This is a genomic window from Streptomyces sp. CGMCC 4.7035, from assembly GCF_031583065.1.
In the GTDB taxonomy this organism is placed as follows: Bacteria; Actinomycetota; Actinomycetes; order Streptomycetales; family Streptomycetaceae; genus Streptomyces; species Streptomyces yaanensis.
Window position 1 is genome coordinate 5,932,768 of the sequence record NZ_CP134053.1, and the last position, 20,270, is coordinate 5,953,037.

Here is a 20,270-nt window from a genome sequence, read left to right on the forward strand (position 1 = left end):
GCCCGGCCAGACATCTGCCGCGGGGAGCCGACTTGCCGTTCACTCTCAGCCACGCCGCGGCCGCACTGCCGGCCGTACGCGCAGACGGGTCCGGACGCGGGCGGCTGGTGCCCGCCGTCCTCGTCGCGGGTTCGTTCGCGCCCGACATGACCTACTTCGCGGCGAGTGCGGTGTCCGGGGCGATGGAGTTCGGTGCCGTCACGCACTCCTTCACAGGGGTGTTCACGGTCGACGTGCTCATCGCGTGGGCGCTGGTGGGGGCTTGGCTGGTGCTGCGGAATCCCCTGGTGGCCCTGCTGCCACGGGCAGCGCAAAGGCGCGTGGCGGTGCTGGTGCGCTGTGACACACCGCGGCGAGGAGTCTCGCTCTCCCGGACTGTGTGGTGGTACGTCTCCGCGGCGCTGGGCGCCCTGACGCATGTGGTGTGGGACGCGTTCACGCATATCGACCGGTGGGGAACGCGGTTGTTTCCCGTGCTGCGGCAACCGATGCCGGGTGCGCCGCTGTACACGTACCTGCAGTACGGGAGTTCGGCCGTGGCGGCCGTGGCGATCGCGGTGTTCTTGACGGTGGCGCTGCGGCGGGTGCCGGCCGGCTCTGCCGCGGTGTCGAGTGTGCCGGTCCTTTCGTGGGCCGACCGTTGGCTGGCGGCTGCGGTGATCGGCGGTTGCGCGACCGTGGGGGCGGCGCAGCGCGCGTCACGGTGGTGGGCCTACTGGGGGGCGACCGCGAAACCCTGGGAAGTGATCCCGCCGGTGTGCTTCGGCGCGGGTGCGGGTCTTGTCGTCGGGCTGACGCTGTACGTGGCCGGGGTCAGGGCATGGCGTCCGGCCGTCGCCGATCCCGCGCCCGCTCGTAGGGAACCGAGCCGGTCGGCGGCGCCCCGCTGATCGCCCTGGCGGGGCGGGTCAGGAAGCGACGCAAGCGCGGACCGTGCGGTGCGGCGAGGCCCCCGTACAGTCGCTGAGCGCGGCACAGGGCGGCCCGCAGGCGGGCGGCCACGCGCACGGCCGTGGAGCCGTCCTGCGCACGGCCGCCGGGCGCAGGGCCACAGGCCGGTGCGGAGCCGCGCGGCAGGGCCAGGGGCAAGGCACGGAGACGCGAGGCGAACGCGGCCCCGAGATTCCGGGTGTCCCGGGACACCCGGGCGGCGAACTCGACGGCACGGGTGGCGCGACTGGGAGCGGGCAGACGGAGGGTGCCGGCGCCGGGCGCGTAGGCCGGCACGGGGGGTGGCAGAGCGGCCAATACGACGGCCACATGGATCGCCGTCCGGCGAGGAAGCGTACGTATACCCATGGCGGCATCCTTACGCCGACCTCGGGGGAAGGGCTTCTTCGTGGGGGCCGCCCGGGTGACGGTTCCCTCCGGGGGTTGGGCCGGGGTTCTCGGATGCCGCGGAATGGCGGCTTGCTCCCGAATGGCGGGCTTGGCCGGGGATGGCCCAGGGGGCTGGGAGTGGCCCGGGGGATGGCCGGGGATGGCCCGGGGGTGGCTGCGGACGGCCCGGGGACTGGGAGTGGCCCGGGTGGCGGGGAGTGGCCCGGTGGTGGCGGTTCCGACGCAAGGCCGACCGAGGATCACCCGCCCGCCAGACGCTGGCGCCCGACCAAACCCGCACACCACAGAGCCGACACCCCGAGGCCCCAGACGCCCGACAGGACCCGCACCCCAGCCACCGGAGACCAACCCCCATGGCGTCCCCGCCCCCGGTCCACGGCTCTGGGCCGCCCAGTCCCGGGACGAGGTCATCGGGTCGCCCCGGTCCGGGTGGAAGTCGTCGCGTCGACCCGGTCCCGGGACGAGGTCGTCGCGTCGACCCGGTTCCGGACGGAAATCGTCGCATCAACCCAATCCCGGGACGAGGTCGTCGCGTCGATCCGGTTCCGGACGGAGGCCGTCGCATCGCCCCAGGTGCTGGCGGAGGTCGCGGTGTGCGCGCTCGTTGCCGGAGGCTAGTGGGCCGCCGACTCCCAGTCGCCGCCGTCTCCCACCGACACGTCCAGCGGTGCCCTCAGCTGTACCGCGCCCGCCATCTCGCGGCGGACCAGTTCCTCCGTCTTCTGGCGCTCGCCCGGGGCGACTTCCAGGACGATTTCGTCGTGGACCTGGAGGAGGATGCGGGACTTGAGGCCGGCCTCGCGCAAAGCCCGGTCCACGTTCAGCATGGCGATCTTGACGATGTCCGCGGCCGTGCCCTGGATGGGGGCGTTCAGCGCCATGCGTTCCGCCATCTCCCGGCGCTGGCGGTTGTCGCTGTTCAGGTCGGGGAGGTAGCGGCGGCGGCCGAAGAGGGTTTCCGTGTAGCCCGTGGCCCGTGCCTCGTCCACCACGCGGCGAAGATACTCCCGTACTCCGCCGAAACGCTCGAAGTAGGTGTCCATCAGGGCACGCGCCTCCGCCGCCTCGATGTTCAGCTGCTGGGACAGGCCGAACGCCGACAGACCATAGGCCAGGCCGTACGACATCGCCTTGATCTTGCGCCGCATCTCCGCGTCCACCGCGTCGCGGCCGACCCCGAACACCTGGGAGGCGACCGTGGTGTGCAGGTCCTCCCCGGACGTGAACGCCTGGATCAGACCCTCGTCCTCCGAGAGATGGGCCATCACGCGCAGTTCGATCTGGCTGTAGTCCGCCGTCATCAGGGAGTCGAAGCCCTCACCGACCACGAAACCACGGCGGATCGCCCGGCCCTCGTCCGTGCGCACCGGGATGTTCTGCAGGTTCGGGTCGGTCGACGACAGGCGGCCGGTCGCCGCGACCGTCTGGTTGAACGTGGTGTGGATCCGGGCGTCCGCCGCGATCGTCTTGATCAGGCCCTCGACCGTCACCCGCAGCTTCGCCTGCTCACGGTGACGCAACATGATCACCGGCAGTTCGTTGTCCGTCTGGGTCGCCAGCCACGCCAGCGCGTCCGCGTCGGTCGTGTAGCCCGTCTTCGTCTTCTTCGTCTTCGGCAGGCCCAGCTCGCCGAAGAGGACCTCTTGGAGCTGCTTGGGCGAGCCCAGGTTGAACTCGTGCCCCGCCGCCGCGTACGCCTCCTTCACGGCCTGCTGGACGGCGCCGGCGAACATCTGCTCCATGGCCTCCAGGTGCAGGCGGTCCGCGGCGATGCCGTGCCGCTCCATGCGGGCCAGCAGCGCCGAGACGGGCAGTTCCATGTCACGCAGCAGCTCCGCCGCGCCGACCTCCCGCAGCTTCTCCTCGAACGCCTGACCAAGGTCGAGGATCGCGCGGGCCTGGATCATCAGCGCCTCGGCCTCGGCGCCCTCGTCCGCACCGAACGCGAGCTGCCCGTCGGCCGTGGCCGCCGGCTCCAGCTCCCGGCCCAGGTACTCCAGCGACAGCGCGTCCAGCGCGAAGGAGCGGCGGCCCGGCTTGACCAGGTACGCGGCGAGCGCCGTGTCCATGGTCACTCCCTCCAGGGACCAGCCGTGCTCGGGGAAGACCCGCATCGCGCCCTTGGCGTTGTGCAGCACCTTCGGCTTCGCCGGGTCGGCGAGCCACTCGGTGAACGCCTTGTCGTCCGCCTCGTCCAGCTGCGTCGGGTCGAACCAGGCCGCCGCCCCGTCGGCCGCGGCCAGCGCGATCTCGGCGACCGCGCCCGTGCCCAGCGCCCACGAGTCGACCGTGGCCACGCCCAGGACCTGCTCGCCGTGCTCGGCGAGCCACGGCTTCAGCTCGCCCGCCCCCAGCACCGCGCCGTCCAGCTCGACGCCGCCCGCCGCGACCGGGGTCGCCTCGGCCTCCTCGCCGCCGGGATCGACGGCGAAGAGCCGCTCGCGCAGCGAGGGGTTCCTGATCTCCAGGGTGTCCAGGACCATGGCGACGGCCTTGCGGTCGTACGCGGCCCGCTCCAGGTCGGCGACCGACTTCGGCAGCTCCACCTGGCGCTCCAGCTCCGTCAGCCGGCGGTTCAGCTTCACCGACTCCAGGTGGTCACGCAGGTTCTGCCCGGCCTTGCCCTTGACCTCCTCGACGCGCTCGACCAGCTCCGCGAACGAACCGAACTGATTGATCCACTTCGCGGCCGTCTTCTCCCCGACGCCCGGGATGCCCGGCAGGTTGTCCGACGGGTCGCCGCGCAGCGCCGCGAAGTCGGGGTACTGCGCCGGCGTCAATCCGTACTTCTCGAAGACCTTCTCCGGGGTGAACCGGGTCAGCTCCGAGACGCCCTTCGTCGGGTACAGCACCGTCGTGTTCTCGGTGACCAGCTGGAAGGAGTCCCGGTCGCCGGTGACGATCAGCACCTCGAAGCCCTCGGCCTCGGCCTGGGTGGCGAGCGTGGCGATGACGTCGTCCGCCTCGAACCCGTCGACGGCGAAACGCTGGGCGTGCATCGCGTCCAGCAGCTCGCCGATCAGCTCGACCTGGCCCTTGAACTCGTCCGGGGTCTTCGAACGGTTCGCCTTGTACTCCGTGAACTCCGCGGAGCGCCAGGTCTTGCGGGAGACGTCGAACGCCACCGCGAAGTGTGTGGGCGCCTCGTCGCGCAGCGTGTTCGCCAGCATCGACGCGAAGCCGTAGATCGCGTTCGTCGGCTGGCCCGTCGCGGTCGTGAAGTTCTCCGCGGGCAACGCGAAGAACGCGCGGTAGGCCAGGGAGTGCCCGTCCATGAGCATCAGCCGGGGACGGCCGCCGCCGGGGATCTTCTCGGTCTTCTTCGATGCTGTTTCTGCCACGTCCCCGATCCTGCCACGAGCCACTGACAGCCGGACCCCGCCGTGGGCGCCTCCGGCGGACGGGCGGGCCCTCACGGTGCGCGGACGGTGCCGCAGCGCCCCCGAGGCCCCGCGGAAAGACCCGCGTCCCCCGAGGCCCCGCAGAAGGACCCGCCCCCCCCGAGGCCCCACAGTAGGACCCGCCCCCCCGAGGCCCCGCAGAAGGACCCGCGGCGCCCGACCGTCGCCCACACTCCCGCACTGTTGCCTCTTCCGCAACCATTGCTTCTTCCGCAACCATTGTATCCGGCCTCCGCAAACCCCGGCTGCCCTCGTTGCCGGCGGCGCGTGCGAGGATCGGAGACGCAGTACGACGTAGTACACGGGTGCCGTGAAGGAGAGCGCAGCGATGGCAACGAAGCCGCCCAAGGGTGACCCGGTCCAGGACGCGCCGCAGGTCGCCGAGCCCAAGCACGCGGCGGCCGGGCTGCCCGCCATCGGGCACACCCTGCGCATCGCCCAGCAGCAGATGGGCGTGCGCCGCACCGCCCTCACCCTCCTTCGCGTCAACCAGAAGGACGGCTTCGACTGCCCCGGCTGCGCCTGGCCCGAGCCCGACCACCGGCACACCGCGGAGTTCTGTGAGAACGGCGCGAAGGCGGTCGCCGAGGAGGCCACCCTGCGCCGGGTCACCCCGGAGTTCTTCGCCGCACACCCGGTCGCCGACCTCGCCACCCGCAGCGGCTACTGGCTCGGCCAGCAGGGGCGGCTCACGCACCCCATGTACCTCCCCGAAGGGGGAGAGCACTACGAGCCGGTCACCTGGGAACGCGCCTTCGACATCATCGCCGAGGAGATCACCGCACTCGCCTCCCCCGACGAGGCCGTCTTCTACACCTCGGGCCGCACCAGCAACGAGGCCGCGTTCCTCTACCAGCTCTTCGCCCGCGAGCTGGGCACCAACAACCTGCCCGACTGCTCGAACATGTGCCACGAGTCGTCCGGCTCCGCACTCTCCGAGACGATCGGCATCGGCAAGGGCAGCGTCCTGCTGGAGGACCTCTACAAGGCGGACCTGATCATCGTCGCCGGCCAGAACCCCGGCACGAACCACCCGCGCATGCTCTCGGCCCTGGAGAAGGCCAAGGCGAACGGCGCGAAGATCATCAGCGTCAACCCGCTGCCCGAGGCGGGCCTGGAGCGCTTCAAGAACCCGCAGACCCCCCAGGGCATGCTCAAGGGCGCCGCCCTGACCGATCTGTTCCTGCAGATCCGCATCGGCGGCGACCAGGCCCTCTTCCGCCTCCTCAACAAGCTCGTCCTGGAGACGGAGGGCGCGGTCGACGAGGAGTTCATCCGCGAACACACCCACGGCTTCGAGGAGTTCGCCGAGGCCGCCCGCGCCGCCGACTGGGACGAGACGCTCACCGCGACCGGCCTCACACGGGCCGAGATCGACCAGGCCCTCGGCATGATCCTCGCCTCGAAGCGGACCATCGTGTGCTGGGCCATGGGCCTCACCCAGCACAAGCACGCCGTCCCCACCATCCGCGAGGTCGTCAACTTCCTCCTCCTGCGCGGCAACATCGGCCGCCCGGGCGCGGGCGTGTGCCCGGTGCGCGGCCACTCGAACGTGCAGGGCGACCGCACCATGGGCATCTTCGAACGCCCCGCGCCCGCCTTCCTGGACGCCCTGGAGAAGGAGTTCGGGTTCGCACCGCCGCGCGAGCACGGCTACGACGTCGTACGGGCCATCCGCGCGCTGCGCGACGGCGAGGCGAAGGTCTTCTTCGCCATGGGCGGCAACTTCGTATCCGCATCCCCCGACACCGACGTGACCGAGGCGGCCATGCGCCGCGCCCGCCTCACCGTGCACGTGTCGACCAAGCTGAACCGCTCGCACGCCGTCACGGGCGCGCGTGCCCTGATCCTGCCCACGCTCGGCCGCACCGAGCGTGATCTGCAGGGCGGCGGCGAGCAGTTCGTGACCGTCGAGGACTCCATGGGCATGGTGCACGCCTCCCGCGGCCGCCTGGAGCCCGCGAACCCCCACCTGCTGTCCGAGCCGGCCATCGTGTGCCGCCTCGCCCGCCGCGTCCTCGGCACCGACAGCAAAGTCCCGTGGGATGAGTTCGAGAAGGACTACGCGACCGTCCGCGACCGCATCGCACGCGTGATCCCCGGCTTCGAGGACTTCAACGCGCGCGTGGCCCGCCCCGGCGGCTTCGCGCTCCCCCACGCCCCCCGCGACGAGCGCCGCTTCCCCACCGCCACCGGCAAGGCCAACTTCACGGCCGCCCCCGTGGAGTACCCGGAGCTGCCCGAAGGCCGGCTCCTGCTGCAGACCCTGCGCTCGCACGACCAGTACAACACCACCATCTACGGCCTCGACGACCGCTACCGCGGCATCAAGAACGGCCGCCGCGTCGTCCTCGTCCACCCCGACGACGCCCGGGCGCTGAACGTGGCGGACGGGTCCTACGTCGACCTGGTCAGCGAGTGGAAGGACGGTGTCGAGCGGCGCGCCCCCGGCTTCCGTGTCGTGCACTACCCCACCGCCCGCGGCTGCGCCGCCGCCTACTACCCGGAGACGAACGTCCTGGTCCCGCTGGACGCCACCGCCGACACCAGCAACACCCCCGCCAGCAAGTCCGTCGTGGTCCGCCTGGAACAATCGGCGACCGACTGAGCGTTTGCTCAGTCGCAGCCGAGTGACAGATCACCGAACGGAGCCGGACCCCATGGGCGAGCAGCACACCGTGAAGTTCCCGCAAGAAGTCGTCGACGAGTACGCCGCGCTCGGCGTCGACCTGCCCGCCCTCTTCTCCGCCGGACACCTCGGCACCCGCATGGGCGTCCACATCGTCGAGGCCTCCGCCGAGCGCGTCGTGGGCACCATGCCGGTGGAGGGCAACACCCAGCCCTACGGACTGCTCCACGGCGGCGCCTCCGCCGTCCTCGCCGAGACCCTCGGCTCCGTCGGCTCCATGCTCCACGGCGGCAGCTCCAAGATCGCCGTCGGCGTCGACCTGAACTGCACCCACCACCGCGGCGTACGCTCCGGCCTTGTCACCGGCGTCGCCACCCCCGTCCACCGAGGGCGCTCGACCGCCACGTACGAGATCGTGATCAGCGACGAGAACGGCAAGCGCGTGTGCACCGCCCGCCTGACCTGTCTGCTGCGCGACGTGAACCCCGGCGACGGGGACCACGTCCGCGCCGCGAGCTGACCCCGAGGGGGTGACCGAAGACCACGGGCACCCCCTCGACACCACTCACCCCACCACCCCGCGAGCCCCGACCCCGCCGCCCGCTCAACTCCCCGCGCCCACAAGGCACATCACCGCGCCTTCCCGCCGTGGCCGCGGGCTCCTACCGTTGCCCCATGAGGCCCCGGCCATGAGCGGCACCGGACCGGTCGAACCCGTTGAATCGACCGAACCCGAGCACGGTGACGACGTCGTCGGCAGCGACGCGCCCCGCCTGTCCGACCGGTGGACCCGGCTGCCGACACACACCCGCAGAGCCGTCCTGGGCGCCGCCGCGGCCTTCGCCCTCGCGGGCGCCCTCCTGCTCCTGCCCGCACCGCGCTCCACCGCGCCCCCGGAACCGGACCTGCCCCCCTGGCCTGCGAACGTAACGGAGTTCGCCTACAAGGGAGTTGCCCACCGGGCCACCGCCGCCTCCCCCGTCGGCGCCTTCCGGTTCGACGTCGCCGTCCGCCTCGGCCCGCCCGTCACCGTCTACGACATCAAGGCCGGATTCACCGGACTCCGCACCCGTACCGCGCCCGACCCGTCCATTACCGTGCACGCCGGGACAACACGCCGCATCACACTCGAGATATCTGTTTCCGACTGTTCCGGACTGCCTCTGAATCCGGATCTTCCCTTTCTTGACGTAACACTGCGTAACGCGCGCGCAATACAGCAGCACAGTTTCATCTTCAGCGGCGCCTACTCGCGCGACCTTTCCGACCTCCTCCACAGGGCCTGCGACACCGCCCGACCCGAGGCCCGCCCAAGGCCAAGCGGAAGTGCACATTCTCAATATGTGGACTCCATGCAATTTCCGCCAAACCGGCCGAGAGCCACCATCGCCGATAACCATCAACCGGCACGTCATAACAAGAAAGTCACAAGCCAGCCCGTGACGATGCCCATCGGCTCAGACCAGGCTTAGAGTCACGGCCAGTCACCGCTCCACCGGGAGTTCGGTACCAGCGCGGCAATCGCGCCGCCTCACAGCGGCGGCCGTGCCTGCGGAAAGGACTGATTGTGCGACAGCGTTCTCTGGTGATCCTCACCTCCGTACTGACCACCGGAGCTCTGACCCTCACCGCATGCGGCTCCCGCGACGACAGCAGCAAGAGCGGCGACAGCGGCGGCGGCACCACCCTCACCATCGGTGTGGACGCGCCGCTGTCCGGTGAGAACTCGACCACCGGTCTCGGCATCCAGTACGGCGCCCAGATCGCCGTCGACGACGCCAACAGCAAGAAGCTCGTCGACGGCGTCACCTTCAAGATCAAGGCCCTGGACGACAAGGCGCAGCCCGCCAACGGCCAGCAGAACGCCACCGCCCTCGTCGGCGACAAGTCCGTCGTCGGCACCGTCGGCCCCCTCAACTCCGGCGTCGCCCAGTCGATGCAGCAGGTGTTCGCCTCCGCCAACATGGTCGAGATCTCCCCCTCGAACACCAACCCCGCGCTGACGCAGGGCAAGGACTGGCAGACGGCGAAGAAGCGCACGTACAAGACGTACTTCCGCACCGCCACCACCGACGCCCTCCAGGGTGGCTTCGCCGCCGACTACGCCTACAACGGCCTCAAGAAGAAGAAGGCCTTCGTCGTCGACGACAAGCAGACCTACGGCGCCGGCCTCGCGAAGATCTTCGCCGACTCCTTCACCAAGCTCGGCGGCAAGGTCGCCCAGACCGACCACGTCAACACCGGCGACAAGGACTTCGGTTCCCTCGTCACCAAGATCAAGAACTCCGGCGCCGACATCCTGTACTACGGCGGCCAGTACGACGAGTCCGCGCTGATCACCAAGCAGCTCAAGGACGCCGGCGTCAAGATCCCGCTGTTCGGCGGCGACGGCATGTACGCCACCACCTACATCGAGACCGCCGGCAAGGCCTCCGAAGGCGACCTCGCCACCGCCGTCGGCGTCCCCGTCGACACCCTGCCCGCCGCCAAGACCTTCGTCGAGACCTACAAGTCCAAGGGCTACAAGGGTGACTACGGCGCCTACGGCGCCTACTCCTACGACGCCACCATGGCCATCATCAACGCCGTGAAGGCCGTCAAGGACGCCAACGGCGGCAAGCTGCCCACCGGCGACGACCTCCGCTCCAAGATCGTCGACGCGGTCCAGAAGTCCGACTTCGAAGGCATCAGCGGCAAGGTCTCCTTCGACGAGTACGGCGACACCACCAACAAGCAGCTCACCGTCTACCAGGTCACCAAGGGCGCGTGGAAGGCTGTCAAGACCGGCACGTACAACGCCAGCTGACCCCACCACCTAAAGCACAGCACCACGGGCCGCGCGGAAGGAGGACCCCGACCGCGCGGCCCTTCCACACCCACCCCCACGCGCACGCCACAGTGCGCCACGACCTAACGACTATGGAGGCCATGCGGTGAACACCCTGCCGCAGCAGCTGGCCAACGGGCTGCTCCTCGGCTCGATGTACGGGCTCATCGCCATCGGCTACACGATGGTGTACGGCATCGTCCAGCTCATCAACTTCGCGCACGGCGAGATCTTCATGACCGGAGGGTTCGGAGCCCTCAGCGTCTACCTCGTCCTGCCCTCCGACATCTCCATGTGGGTCGCCGTACCCCTGATGCTGATCGGCGGCGGACTCGTCGCCGTCCTCATCGCCGTCGGAGCGGAACGGTTCGCCTATCGCCCCCTGCGCGGAGCACCACGACTGGCGCCCCTCATCACCGCCATCGGCCTCTCCCTGGCACTCCAGGAAGTCGTCCGCAACTTCTACCCCGAAGCCGACCGCGCCCGCGCCTTCCCCGGCCTCGACGGCACCCACAACATCGGCTCCATCACCATCAAGGACGCCGACATCTTCCTCATCGGCGCCGCCATCGTCTGCATGTCCGCCCTCGCCCTCTTCGTACGCCGCAGCCGCACCGGACGCGCCATGCAAGCCACCGCGCAGGACCCGGACACCGCCCAGCTCATGGGCATCGACACCAACCGCATCATCGTCATCGCCTTCGCGATCGGCGGATTCTTCGCGGCCGTCGCCTCCGTCGCCTACGGCATGAAGTACGGCAACGTGAAGTACGACATGGGCTTCCTCATGGGCCTCAAGGCCTTCACCGCCGCCGTCCTCGGCGGCATCGGCAACATCTACGGCGCCATGCTCGGCGGCATCGTCCTCGGCATCGCCGAAACCCTCGCCTCCGCCTACATCGACGGCGTCCCCGGCATGCAGCAACTCGGCGGCCAGAGCTGGGCCAACGTCTGGGCCTTCTGCCTCCTCATCCTCGTCCTGCTCTTCCGACCACAAGGCCTGCTCGGCGAACGCGTCGCGGACAGGGCGTGATCAACATGACCGACACGAAGACCCCCAACACCCCCACGGCGGCCACCGCACCCGGCCTCATCCCGCTGCCGGCCACCGCAGCCCGAGCCCTCACCCTCGTCGGCGGCATAGCCACCGCCGCCTCCGCCTTCCTCGCCTGGACCTGGACCTCGGACTTCCCCGGCGACCTCACGGTCTACGGCTACCCCGGCGGCCTCCAGTGGCTCACCTTCATCGGCGGCATCCTCGTCACCCTCTTCGCCCTCGCCGGCTACGGCGTGCGGGGCCTGGGCTGGCTCACACCCGCCGCCAACAACGCCCCGATCATCCTCACGGCACTCGGCGCCTTCGGCACCACCTGGTACACCGTCCTCGCGATCGCAGCGAAGCTCGGCGGGCTCGTCAACCTCGAACCCGGTGGATACGTAGCGGCCGTCGCCTCGCTGCTTCCCGTCCTCGGCGCCCTCGCCCTCCCCCAGCCCGGGACCGACGGCCAGTCCGCCAAGGACACCCTCCGCGCCTCCATCGCCAAGCCGGACCACATCCCCCCGGCCGACGCCACCGCGCCCTGGATGCAGCGCGCCATCATCACCGCCGTCACCATCGTCGGCCTGTTCACCTTCACCTACGGCATCGACACCGAGTACGGCGAGCTGTTCATCGGCTACCTCATCCTCGTCGTCTTCGCCGTCTGGGCACTGCACACCGCCGGCCTCCTCGACCGGTTCTCGCACCTCATCGCCGGCAACCGCAGCTTCGCCCTCGCCATGGGCTTCGTCGCCGCCATCGGCTTCCCCTTCACCCAGACCGACGACCACTACGCCAACATCGGCGTCAACATCCTGATCTTCGGCACCGTCGCCCTGGGCCTCAACATCGTCGTCGGCCTCGCAGGCCTCCTCGACCTCGGATACGTCGCCTTCCTCGGCGTCGGCGCCTACACCGCCGCCCTCGTCTCCGGCTCCGAGTTCTCCCGCTTCTCCGGCGTCCAGTTCCCCTTCTGGGCCGCCGCCATCGCCGGCGCCGCCGCCTCGCTCGTCTTCGGCGTCCTCATCGGCGCCCCCACCCTGCGACTGCGCGGCGACTACCTCGCCATCGTCACCCTCGGCTTCGGAGAAATCTTCCGCATCGCCGTCAACAACATGGACGGCGAATCCGGCCCCGACATCACCAACGGCCCCAACGGCATCCCGTCCATCCCCGACCTGAACTTCTTCGGCTTCAACTTCGGGGAAGCACACGACCTCGGCAGCTTCACCCTCGGCAGGTTCGCCAACTACTACCTGCTGATGGTCCTGATCATGGCCATCGTCGTCCTCGTCTACACCCGCGCCGCCGACTCCCGCATCGGCCGCTCCTGGATCGCCATCCGCGAAGACGAAACCGCCGCCACCGCCATGGGCATCAACGGCTTCCGCGTCAAGCTCATCGCCTTCGCCCTCGGCGCCTCCCTGGCAGGCCTCGCCGGCACGGTCAGCGCCCACGTCACCTACAGCGTGGTCCCGAACCCCTACCAGTTCGCCGGCTCCACCCCGCCCAACTCGGCCTTCCTCCTGGCCGCCGTCGTCCTCGGCGGCATGGGCACCGTCGCAGGCCCCCTGCTGGGCGCCGCACTGCTCTACCTGCTCCCGGAGAAGCTCGTCTTCCTCCAGGACAAGTCCCTCCTCGCCTTCGGCATCGCGCTCATCCTCCTGATGCGCTTCCGGCCGGAAGGCATCATCGCCAACCGCCGCCGCCAGCTCGAATTCCACGAGACCGGCCAACTCGACGTACCCCAACAAGCGACGCTGACCGACGAAGCGGCCGTCACCAAGGCAGGGGCGTAAGAACCATGACGACACCTGTACTCGAAGCCCGCGGCGTCACGATGCGCTTCGGCGGCCTCACCGCCGTCCGCTCCGTCGACTTCACCGTCAACAGCGGCGAAATCGTCGGCCTCATCGGCCCCAACGGCGCCGGCAAGACCACCTTCTTCAACTGCCTCACCGGCCTCTACGTCCCGACGGAAGGATCGGTCTCCTACAAGGGCACCGTCCTGCCCCCCAAGCCGCACCTGGTGACGCAAGCGGGCATCGCCCGAACGTTCCAGAACATCCGTCTGTTCGCCAACATGACGGTCCTGGAGAACGTCCTCGTCGGCCGCCACACGCGCACCAAGGAAGGCCTCTGGTCGGCACTCCTGCGCGGCCCCGGCTTCAAGAAGGCCGAAAAGGCCAGCGAAGAACGCGCCATGGAACTCCTGGAGTTCATCGGCCTCGCCCACAAGCGCGACCACCTCGCCAGGAACCTCCCCTACGGCGAACAGCGCAAGCTCGAAATCGCCCGCGCCATGGCCAGCGAGCCCGGCCTGCTCCTCCTCGACGAGCCCACCGCCGGCATGAACCCCCAGGAAACGCGGGCCACCGAAGAACTCGTCTTCGCCATCCGCGACAGGGGCATCGCCGTCCTCCTCATCGAGCACGACATGCGCTTCGTCTTCAACCTCAGCGACCGCGTCGCCGTCCTCGTCCAAGGCGAAAAGCTCATCGAGGGCACCTCCGACATCGTCCAGGCCGACGAACGCGTCATCGCCGCCTACCTCGGCGAGCCTTTCGAAGGCGCACCCGGAGAAGCAGAAGCCGCCGAAGTCGCCGCGGCCGAAGCCGGCACCACCGGCAGCACCAAGGGAGAAACCCAGTGACCGCACTGCTCGAGGTCGAAGACCTCAGGGTCGCCTACGGCAAGATCGAAGCCGTCAAGGGCATCTCCTTCAGCGTCGAAGCCGGCCAGGTCGTCACCCTCATCGGCACCAACGGCGCCGGCAAGACGACCACGCTCCGCACACTGTCGGGCCTGCTCAAGCCGACCAGCGGCAAGATCACCTTCGACGGCAAGCCACTCACGAGCGTCCCCGCCCACAAGATCGTCTCCCTCGGACTCGCCCACTCCCCCGAGGGCCGGCACATCTTCCCCCGCCTGACGATCGCGGAAAACCTCCAGCTCGGCGCCTTCCTCCGCAAGGACAAAGAAGGCATCGAAAAGGACATCCAGCGCGCCTACGACCTCTTCCCCATCCTGGGAGAGCGCCGCAAGCAGGCCGCAGGCACCCTCTCCGGCGGCGAGCAGCAGATGCTGGCGATGGGCCGCGCCCTGATGTCCCAGCCGAAGCTCCTCATGCTCGACGAGCCGTCCATGGGCCTCTCGCCGATCATGATGCAGAAGATCATGGCCACCATCGCCGAGCTGAAGTCCCAGGGCACAACGATTCTGCTGGTCGAGCAGAACGCCCAGGCAGCCCTCTCGCTCGCCGACCAGGGCCACGTCATGGAGGTCGGCAACATCGTCCTCTCCGGCACCGGACGGGACCTGCTGCACGACGAGTCCGTACGGAAGGCCTACCTCGGCGAGGACTGAGCACGCCATCCCGGGCACACGAAGAGGCCCGCACCCCGTGATTACGGGATGCGGGCCTCTCGCATACGCGCGCCGAGCCGAGCCATCGGCCACGGAACTCAGCCCTTGGCGGACTTCTTCTCCTCCGCGTCCTGAATCACAGCCTCGGCCACCTGCTGCATCGACATACGACGGTCCATCGACGTCTTCTGGATCCAGCGGAAAGCGGCGGGCTCCGTCAGCCCGTACTCCGTCTGCAGGATCGACTTCGCCCGATCCACCAGCTTCCGCGTCTCCAACCGCTGCGTGAGGTCCTCGACCTCCTTCTCCAGCGTCTTCAACTCGTTGAACCGCGAAACGGCCATCTCGATCGCCGGAACGACATCACTCTTGCTGAACGGCTTCACCAGATATGCCATCGCACCGGCATCCCGCGCCCGCTCCACCAGATCGCGCTGCGAGAAGGCGGTCAGCATCAGCACCGGGGCGATACGCTCCTCGGCGATCTTCTCGGCCGCCGAGATGCCGTCGAGCTTCGGCATCTTCACGTCCAGGATCACCAGGTCGGGCTGGTGCTCACGGGCGAGCTCGACGGCCCGCTCACCGTCGCCGGCCTCACCGACGACGCTGTAGCCCTCTTCCTCGAGCATCTCTTTGAGGTCGAGCCGGATGAGCGCCTCGTCCTCGGCGATGACGACACGGGTCGTCAGCGGAGGCACGTGCGACTTGTCGTCGTCGGCGACGGGCTGGGGCGACTCGGGGGCGGTCACTCGGGGCTCCTCGTTCCAGGGCAGGCAAGTACTGCTCCCAGAAGCCTACCTAGCTGCGGTATGGTGGACAGGCAGCGGGTCGGGATCAACCTTCGATTCGTTAGGCCCCGGTAGCCCAATCGGCAGCAGGCGATGCTCTCAAACAGCATACAGTGTGGGTTCGAATCCCACCCGGGGCACTTTTCCTTGGATTCCAAGGTCACGCCACAGAAGCGGATGTGCACGTTCTCGTGAACATCCGCTTTTTGCTGCGCACGGTCACGATCCGTCGCGCAGAGTGGCCGCATGTACGACTTGGGCACACGCAAGCGAGCTCTGGCTCTGGTCGCTCAGGGGCGCAGCCTGAACTCGGTCAGCAGGGAGACGGGGATATCCCGGTATGCGATCCGCTCGTGGCAGACACGTATCGAACCCCTCAAACGCACAGGCAAGCCTTGCCCCAGATGCGAGGATGTGCCGAGCCCACCCAAGTCTCCTGCCGCGTACGCCTACCTTCTGGGCCTCTATCTCGGCGACGGCTGCATCAGCCCCCATCACAGGGGCGTCTACTTCATGCGCGTCGTTTTGGACAACGCATGGCCAGGCATCATCAATGCGTGCGAGGCCGCCATGCGTGCCGTGCGCCCGGACAACAGCATCTTCCGCGTCAGGAAACAGGGTTGTGTAGCGGTTAGCGGTGCCAGCAAGCACTGGCCCTGCCTCTTCCCTCAGCATGGCCCAGGCATGAAGCACAACCGCAAGATCGCCCTCGAACCCTGGCAAGAAGCAATCGTCGACACCCACCCCTGGGAATTCATCCGTGGCCTCATGCACTCAGACGGCTGCCGCATCACCAACTGGACTGAGAAGACCGTCGCAGGCGTGCGCAAGCGCTATGAATACCCCCGCTACTTCTTCTCCAACAAGTCCGACGACATCCGCAAGCTGTTCACCGACACCCTCGACAAGGTCGGCGTCGAGTGGACCACCCTCGCCCGCGGCAGCGACCCGTTCAACATCTCCATCGCCCGCAAAGCCTCCGTGACCCTCCTCGACACCCACGTAGGCCCCAAGTACTGACCCCTCAAACCGTCCTACTTGGGGCTGTCGTCCTCCCCGATGTGGTGCACCCGCACCAGGTTCGTCGAGCCCGACACCCCAGGCGGCGAACCCGCCGTGATCACCACCACGTCGCCCCTCTCGCAGCGGCCGTACTTCAGCAGCAGCTCGTCCACCTGGTCGACCATCGCGTCCGTCGAGTCGACGTGCGGGCCCAGGAACGTCTCCACGCCCCACGTGAGGTTGAGCTGGGAGCGCGTGGCCGGCTCGGGGGTGAAGGCGAGAAGTGGGATCGGGGAGCGGTAGCGGGAGAGGCGGCGGGCGGTGTCGCCCGACTGGGTGAAGGCGACGAGGAACTTGGCGCCGAGGAAGTCGCCGATCTCCGCCGCCGCGCGGGCGACCGCGCCGCCCTGGGTGCGGGGCTTGTTGCTCTCGGTCAGGGCCGGGAGGCCCTTGGCGAGGATGTCCTGTTCTGCGGCCTCGACGATGCGGGCCATCGTCCTGACCGTCTCGATGGGGTGGTGGCCGACGCTGGTCTCGCCGGAGAGCATGACCGCGTCCGTGCCGTCGATGATCGCGTTCGCGACGTCGGAGGCCTCCGCCCGGGTGGGGCGTGAGTTTTCGATCATGGAGTCGAGCATCTGGGTGGCGACGATGACCGGCTTGGCGTTGCGCTTGGCGAGTTTGATCGCGCGCTTTTGGACGAGGGGGACCTGTTCCAGGGGCATCTCCACGCCCAGGTCGCCGCGTGCCACCATGATGCCGTCGAATGCCGCCACGATTTCGTCGATGTTCTCGACGGCCTGGGGTTTTTCCACTTTGGCGATGACGGGGAGGCGGCGGCCTTCTTCGTCCATGATGCGGTGGACGTCTTTGATGTCGTTGCCGCTGCGGACGAAGGAGAGGGCGATGACGTCGAAGCCGGTGCGCAGGGCCCAGCGGAGGTCGTCTTCGTCTTTTTTGGAGAGGGCGGGGACGGAGACGGCGACGCCGGGGAGGTTGAGGCCTTTGTGGTCGGAGACCATGCCCCCTTCGATGACCGTGGTGTGGACGCGGGGGCCGTCGACCGAGGTGACTTCGAGGCAGACTTTGCCGTCGTCGACGAGGATGCGTTCGCCGGGGGTGACGTCGGCGGCGAGTCCGGGGTAGGTGGTTCCGACGGTGTGGCGGTCGCCTTCGACGCCTTCTTCGACGGTGATGGTGAAGGTGTCTCCGCGTTCAAGGAGTACGGGGCCTTCGGCGAAGCGGCCGAGTCGGATCTTCGGGCCTTGAAGGTCGGCGAGGACCCCGACGCTGCGGCCGGTCTCGTCGGTGGCCTTGCGTACGCGCTGGTAGCGGTCCTCGTGGTCGGCGTAGTCGCCGTGGCTGAGGTTGAAGCGGGCGACGTCCATTCCGGCTTCGACCAGTGCCTTGATCTGGTCGTACGAGTCGGTGGCGGGGCCCAATGTACAGACGATCTTTGCTCGGCGCATGCTTCGAGCCTAGGCCTTACCGGCGAGTAGAGAATTGGTCGGACGTGACGACCCATCAATCTTTGCGTGAAGCATTATTGACAAGTGTTGAATTGTGCGGTGACGCGCTCTGATGAGCATTCCGGAGGGAATTTCGGAATTTCTGGTCTTTTTGACCCGGGCTTTTGAGAACACTCACCGCATTGTCGTGACTACAGCCGTGGCGGTGCCATGGTGAAGCGCTTCGCCGCGGACGGCGGTGCGGGGGCGTCGGGGGTCCCGTAGGGGACGGCGGTGGGCCGGGGTTCGTCTGCGGAGGGGCCGGTCATACGTCCCACTCTGTCCGGCCTTAGCGGGTTACGGTCTCTCAATTCACAGGTGTGGTCACCGGATTGAAACCTGCGGGTCTATTGCCGTTCGCTGTGTCTGCGTCAGAATCTACGCGCGTCGTTGACCGTTCCCCGAGGAGACCGAGACATGCCTTTGAATCGCCGGAAGTTCCTGAAGAAGTCCGCTGTGACCGGGGCGGGGGTGGCGCTGGCCGGTGCGGCGGCGGCTCCGGCGGCCGAGGCTGCGGAGGCGAAGAAGCCCGCCAAGCCGGCGAAGCGCTACTCGCTGACCGTGATGGGCACCACCGACCTGCACGGACACGTCTTCAACTGGGACTACTTCAAGGACGCGGAGTACGCGGACAAGGCGGGCAACGCGCAGGGTCTGGCCCGGATTTCGACTCTGGTGAACCAGTTGCGCGAGGAGAAGGGCCGCTGCAACACCCTGCTGCTGGATGCGGGCGACACGATCCAGGGCACTCCGCTGACGTACTACTACGCGAAGGTCGACCCGATCACGGCCAAGGGCGGCCCGGTTCACCCGATGGCGCAGGCGATGAACGCGATCGGGTACGACGCGGCGGCGCTGGGCAACCACGAGTTCAACTACGGCATCGAGACGCTGCGGAAGTTCGAGGAGCAGTGTCACTTCCCGCTGCTGGGTGCGAACGCGGTGGACGCGAAGACGCTGAAGCCGGCCTTCCCGCCCTACTTCATCAAGAAGTTCCACGTCCCGGGCGCTCCGCCGGTGAAGGTCGCCGTTCTCGGTCTGACCAACCCGGGTATCGCGATCTGGGACAAGGCGTATGTCCAGGGCAAGCTGGCGTTCCCGGGTCTGGAGGAGCAGGCGGCGAAGTGGGTGCCGAAGCTGAAGTCGCTGGGTGCGGATGTGGTCGTGGTGTCGGCGCACTCGGGTTCGTCGGGTACGTCGTCGTACGGTGACCAGGTGCCGTATGTGGAGAACGCGGCCGCGAACGTGGCGAAGCAGGTGCCGGACATCGACGCGATCCTGGTGGGCCACGCGCATGTGGAGATCCCGGAGCTGAAGGTCACGAACGAGAAGACCGGTAAGACGGTTGTGCTGTCGGAGCCGCTGGCGTTCGCGGAGCGCCTGTCCGTCTTCGATGTCGAGCTGGTTTTCGAGAAGGGCCGGTGGGCTGTCGAGTCGGTCTCCTCGAAGGTGCTCAACTCGAATTCGGTCACGGATGACCCGAAGATCACCAAGCTGCTGTCGGATGAGCACGCGAAGGTCGTCGAGTACGTCAACCAGGTCGTCGGCAGTGCGACGGAGACGTTGACGACGGTCGAGGCCCGGTACAAGGACGCCCCGATCATCGACTTGATCACCAAGGTTCAGGAGGACGTGGTCAAGGCGGCGCTGGCTGGTACGGAGTATGCGTCGGTGCCGGTGATCGCGCAGGCTTCGCCGTTCTCGCGTACGTCGGCGATCCCGGCGGGCGATGTGACGATCCGGGATCTGTCGAGCCTGTATGTGTACGACAACACGCTGGTCGCGAAGCTGATGACGGGTGCGCAGGTGCGGGCGTACCTGGAGTACTCGGCGGAGTACTTCGTGCAGACGGCTGCCGATGCGGCGGTGGACGTGGAGAAGCTGACGAACGCGAACAACCGCCCGGACTACAACTACGACTATGTGTCGGGGCTGCGGTACGAGATCGATATCGCGCAGGCGGCGGGTTCGCGCATCAAGAACCTGACCTACAACGGTGCGGCGCTGGATGACGCGCAGCAGTTCGTGCTCGCGGTGAACAACTACCGTGCGAACGGTGGCGGTGCCTTCCCGTATGTGGCGTCGGCCAAGGAGCTGTGGTCGGAGTCGACGGAGATCCGGACCCGGATCGCGGAGTGGGTGACCGCGAAGAAGGTCCTGGACCCGAAGGACTTCGCGTCGGTGGACTGGAAGCTGACGCGGAACGGTACGCCGGTCTTCTAGCCGGTCTTCCAGTCGGTCTTGCCGCTGGTCTTCCAGTCGGTCTTGCCGCTGGTCTTCCAGCCGGTCTTCGAGCCGGTCTTCCAGCTGGTCTTCCAACCGGCCTTCGAGCCGGTCTTCCAAGGGCCGGCAGTGTGGTGTCGACGGCG

14 protein-coding genes and 1 tRNA gene are annotated in these 20,270 nt (G+C 68.3%); 12 read left to right on the top strand and 3 right to left on the bottom strand.

Features of this window, described 5'->3' with window-relative positions; genetic code table 11:
• Positions 1-32 precede the first annotated feature (32 nt).
• On the top strand, positions 33-890 hold the full coding sequence (locus tag Q2K21_RS26040) for a DUF4184 family protein (RefSeq protein WP_310775585.1): 858 nt from the start codon (positions 33-35) through the stop codon (positions 888-890).
• 1,065 nt (positions 891-1,955) lie between these two features.
• Here Q2K21_RS26040 and polA read toward each other — a convergent pair.
• Positions 1,956-4,682, bottom strand: coding sequence for a DNA polymerase I (gene polA, locus Q2K21_RS26045; RefSeq protein WP_310775587.1), 2,727 nt, complete (start codon positions 4,680-4,682; stop codon positions 1,956-1,958).
• Between the two features lie 388 nt (positions 4,683-5,070).
• Between polA and Q2K21_RS26050 the strand changes: the two genes are divergently transcribed.
• The 8 genes from Q2K21_RS26050 (at position 5,071) to Q2K21_RS26085 (ending at position 14,603) form a co-directional block, all read left to right on the top strand.
• Positions 5,071-7,350, top strand: coding sequence for an FdhF/YdeP family oxidoreductase (locus Q2K21_RS26050; RefSeq protein ID WP_310775589.1), 2,280 nt, complete (start codon positions 5,071-5,073; stop codon positions 7,348-7,350).
• A 52-nt stretch (positions 7,351-7,402) separates the two neighbouring features.
• Positions 7,403-7,891: a hotdog fold thioesterase gene (locus tag Q2K21_RS26055; RefSeq protein ID WP_310775591.1), complete on the top strand. Its 489-nt coding sequence runs from the start codon at positions 7,403-7,405 to the stop codon at positions 7,889-7,891.
• A 169-nt stretch (positions 7,892-8,060) separates the two neighbouring features.
• Positions 8,061-8,843: a hypothetical protein gene (locus tag Q2K21_RS26060; protein WP_310775593.1), complete on the top strand. Its 783-nt coding sequence runs from the start codon at positions 8,061-8,063 to the stop codon at positions 8,841-8,843.
• Positions 8,844-8,953: 110 nt separating this feature from the next.
• Positions 8,954-10,177: a branched-chain amino acid ABC transporter substrate-binding protein gene (locus tag Q2K21_RS26065; protein WP_310781247.1), complete on the top strand. Its 1,224-nt coding sequence runs from the start codon at positions 8,954-8,956 to the stop codon at positions 10,175-10,177.
• A 127-nt stretch (positions 10,178-10,304) separates the two neighbouring features.
• On the top strand, positions 10,305-11,231 hold the full coding sequence (locus tag Q2K21_RS26070) for a branched-chain amino acid ABC transporter permease (protein WP_310775595.1): 927 nt from the start codon (positions 10,305-10,307) through the stop codon (positions 11,229-11,231).
• Positions 11,232-11,236: 5 nt separating this feature from the next.
• Complete coding sequence (locus Q2K21_RS26075) at positions 11,237-13,036, top strand: branched-chain amino acid ABC transporter permease (RefSeq protein WP_310775597.1); 1,800 nt, start codon at positions 11,237-11,239, stop codon at positions 13,034-13,036.
• A 5-nt stretch (positions 13,037-13,041) separates the two neighbouring features.
• Positions 13,042-13,890 (top strand): ABC transporter ATP-binding protein, encoded by an 849-nt coding sequence (locus Q2K21_RS26080; protein WP_310775599.1) that lies wholly within the window; start codon positions 13,042-13,044, stop codon positions 13,888-13,890.
• A complete protein-coding gene (locus Q2K21_RS26085; RefSeq protein WP_310775601.1) occupies positions 13,887-14,603 on the top strand; it encodes an ABC transporter ATP-binding protein in 717 nt (238 codons plus the stop codon). The genes Q2K21_RS26080 and Q2K21_RS26085 overlap by 4 nt, the downstream gene beginning before the upstream one ends.
• A gap of 98 nt (positions 14,604-14,701) precedes the next feature.
• On the opposite strand, the gene Q2K21_RS26090 is transcribed toward Q2K21_RS26085, so the two are convergent.
• Entirely contained in the window at positions 14,702-15,352 is a 651-nt protein-coding gene (locus Q2K21_RS26090; RefSeq protein ID WP_310775603.1) for an ANTAR domain-containing response regulator, read from the bottom strand.
• A 104-nt stretch (positions 15,353-15,456) separates the two neighbouring features.
• Between Q2K21_RS26090 and Q2K21_RS26095 the strand changes: the two genes are divergently transcribed.
• Positions 15,457-15,531, top strand: a tRNA-Leu gene (locus Q2K21_RS26095).
• 106 nt (positions 15,532-15,637) lie between these two features.
• Positions 15,638-16,411, top strand: a complete 774-nt coding sequence (locus tag Q2K21_RS26100; protein WP_310775605.1) for a helix-turn-helix domain-containing protein — start codon at positions 15,638-15,640, stop codon at positions 16,409-16,411.
• A gap of 14 nt (positions 16,412-16,425) precedes the next feature.
• Here the strand turns inward: Q2K21_RS26100 and pyk are convergent, their stop codons facing one another.
• Positions 16,426-17,862: a pyruvate kinase gene (gene pyk / locus Q2K21_RS26105; protein ID WP_310775607.1), complete on the bottom strand. Its 1,437-nt coding sequence runs from the start codon at positions 17,860-17,862 to the stop codon at positions 16,426-16,428.
• A 456-nt stretch (positions 17,863-18,318) separates the two neighbouring features.
• On the opposite strand from pyk, the gene Q2K21_RS26110 reads away from it, so the two are divergent.
• Entirely contained in the window at positions 18,319-20,124 is a 1,806-nt protein-coding gene (locus Q2K21_RS26110; protein ID WP_310775609.1) for a bifunctional metallophosphatase/5'-nucleotidase, read from the top strand.
• Positions 20,125-20,270 lie beyond the last annotated feature (146 nt).

What these genes read in the sequence shown, in the direction of transcription:
- Q2K21_RS26050 (WP_310775589.1), top strand. Translation starts at nt 5,071, where the DNA reads ATGGCAACGAAGCCGCCCAAGGGTGACCCGGTCCAGGACGCGCCGCAG.
- Q2K21_RS26055 (WP_310775591.1), top strand. Translation starts at nt 7,403, where the DNA reads ATGGGCGAGCAGCACACCGTGAAGTTCCCGCAAGAAGTCGTCGACGAG.
- Q2K21_RS26060 (WP_310775593.1), top strand. Translation starts at nt 8,061, where the DNA reads ATGAGCGGCACCGGACCGGTCGAACCCGTTGAATCGACCGAACCCGAG.
- Q2K21_RS26075 (WP_310775597.1), top strand. Translation starts at nt 11,237, where the DNA reads ATGACCGACACGAAGACCCCCAACACCCCCACGGCGGCCACCGCACCC.
- Q2K21_RS26080 (WP_310775599.1), top strand. Translation starts at nt 13,042, where the DNA reads ATGACGACACCTGTACTCGAAGCCCGCGGCGTCACGATGCGCTTCGGC.
- Q2K21_RS26100 (WP_310775605.1), top strand. Translation starts at nt 15,638, where the DNA reads ATGTACGACTTGGGCACACGCAAGCGAGCTCTGGCTCTGGTCGCTCAG.
- pyk (WP_310775607.1), bottom strand. Translation starts at nt 17,862, where the DNA reads ATGCGCCGAGCAAAGATCGTCTGTACATTGGGCCCCGCCACCGACTCG.
- Q2K21_RS26110 (WP_310775609.1), top strand. Translation starts at nt 18,319, where the DNA reads ATGCCTTTGAATCGCCGGAAGTTCCTGAAGAAGTCCGCTGTGACCGGG.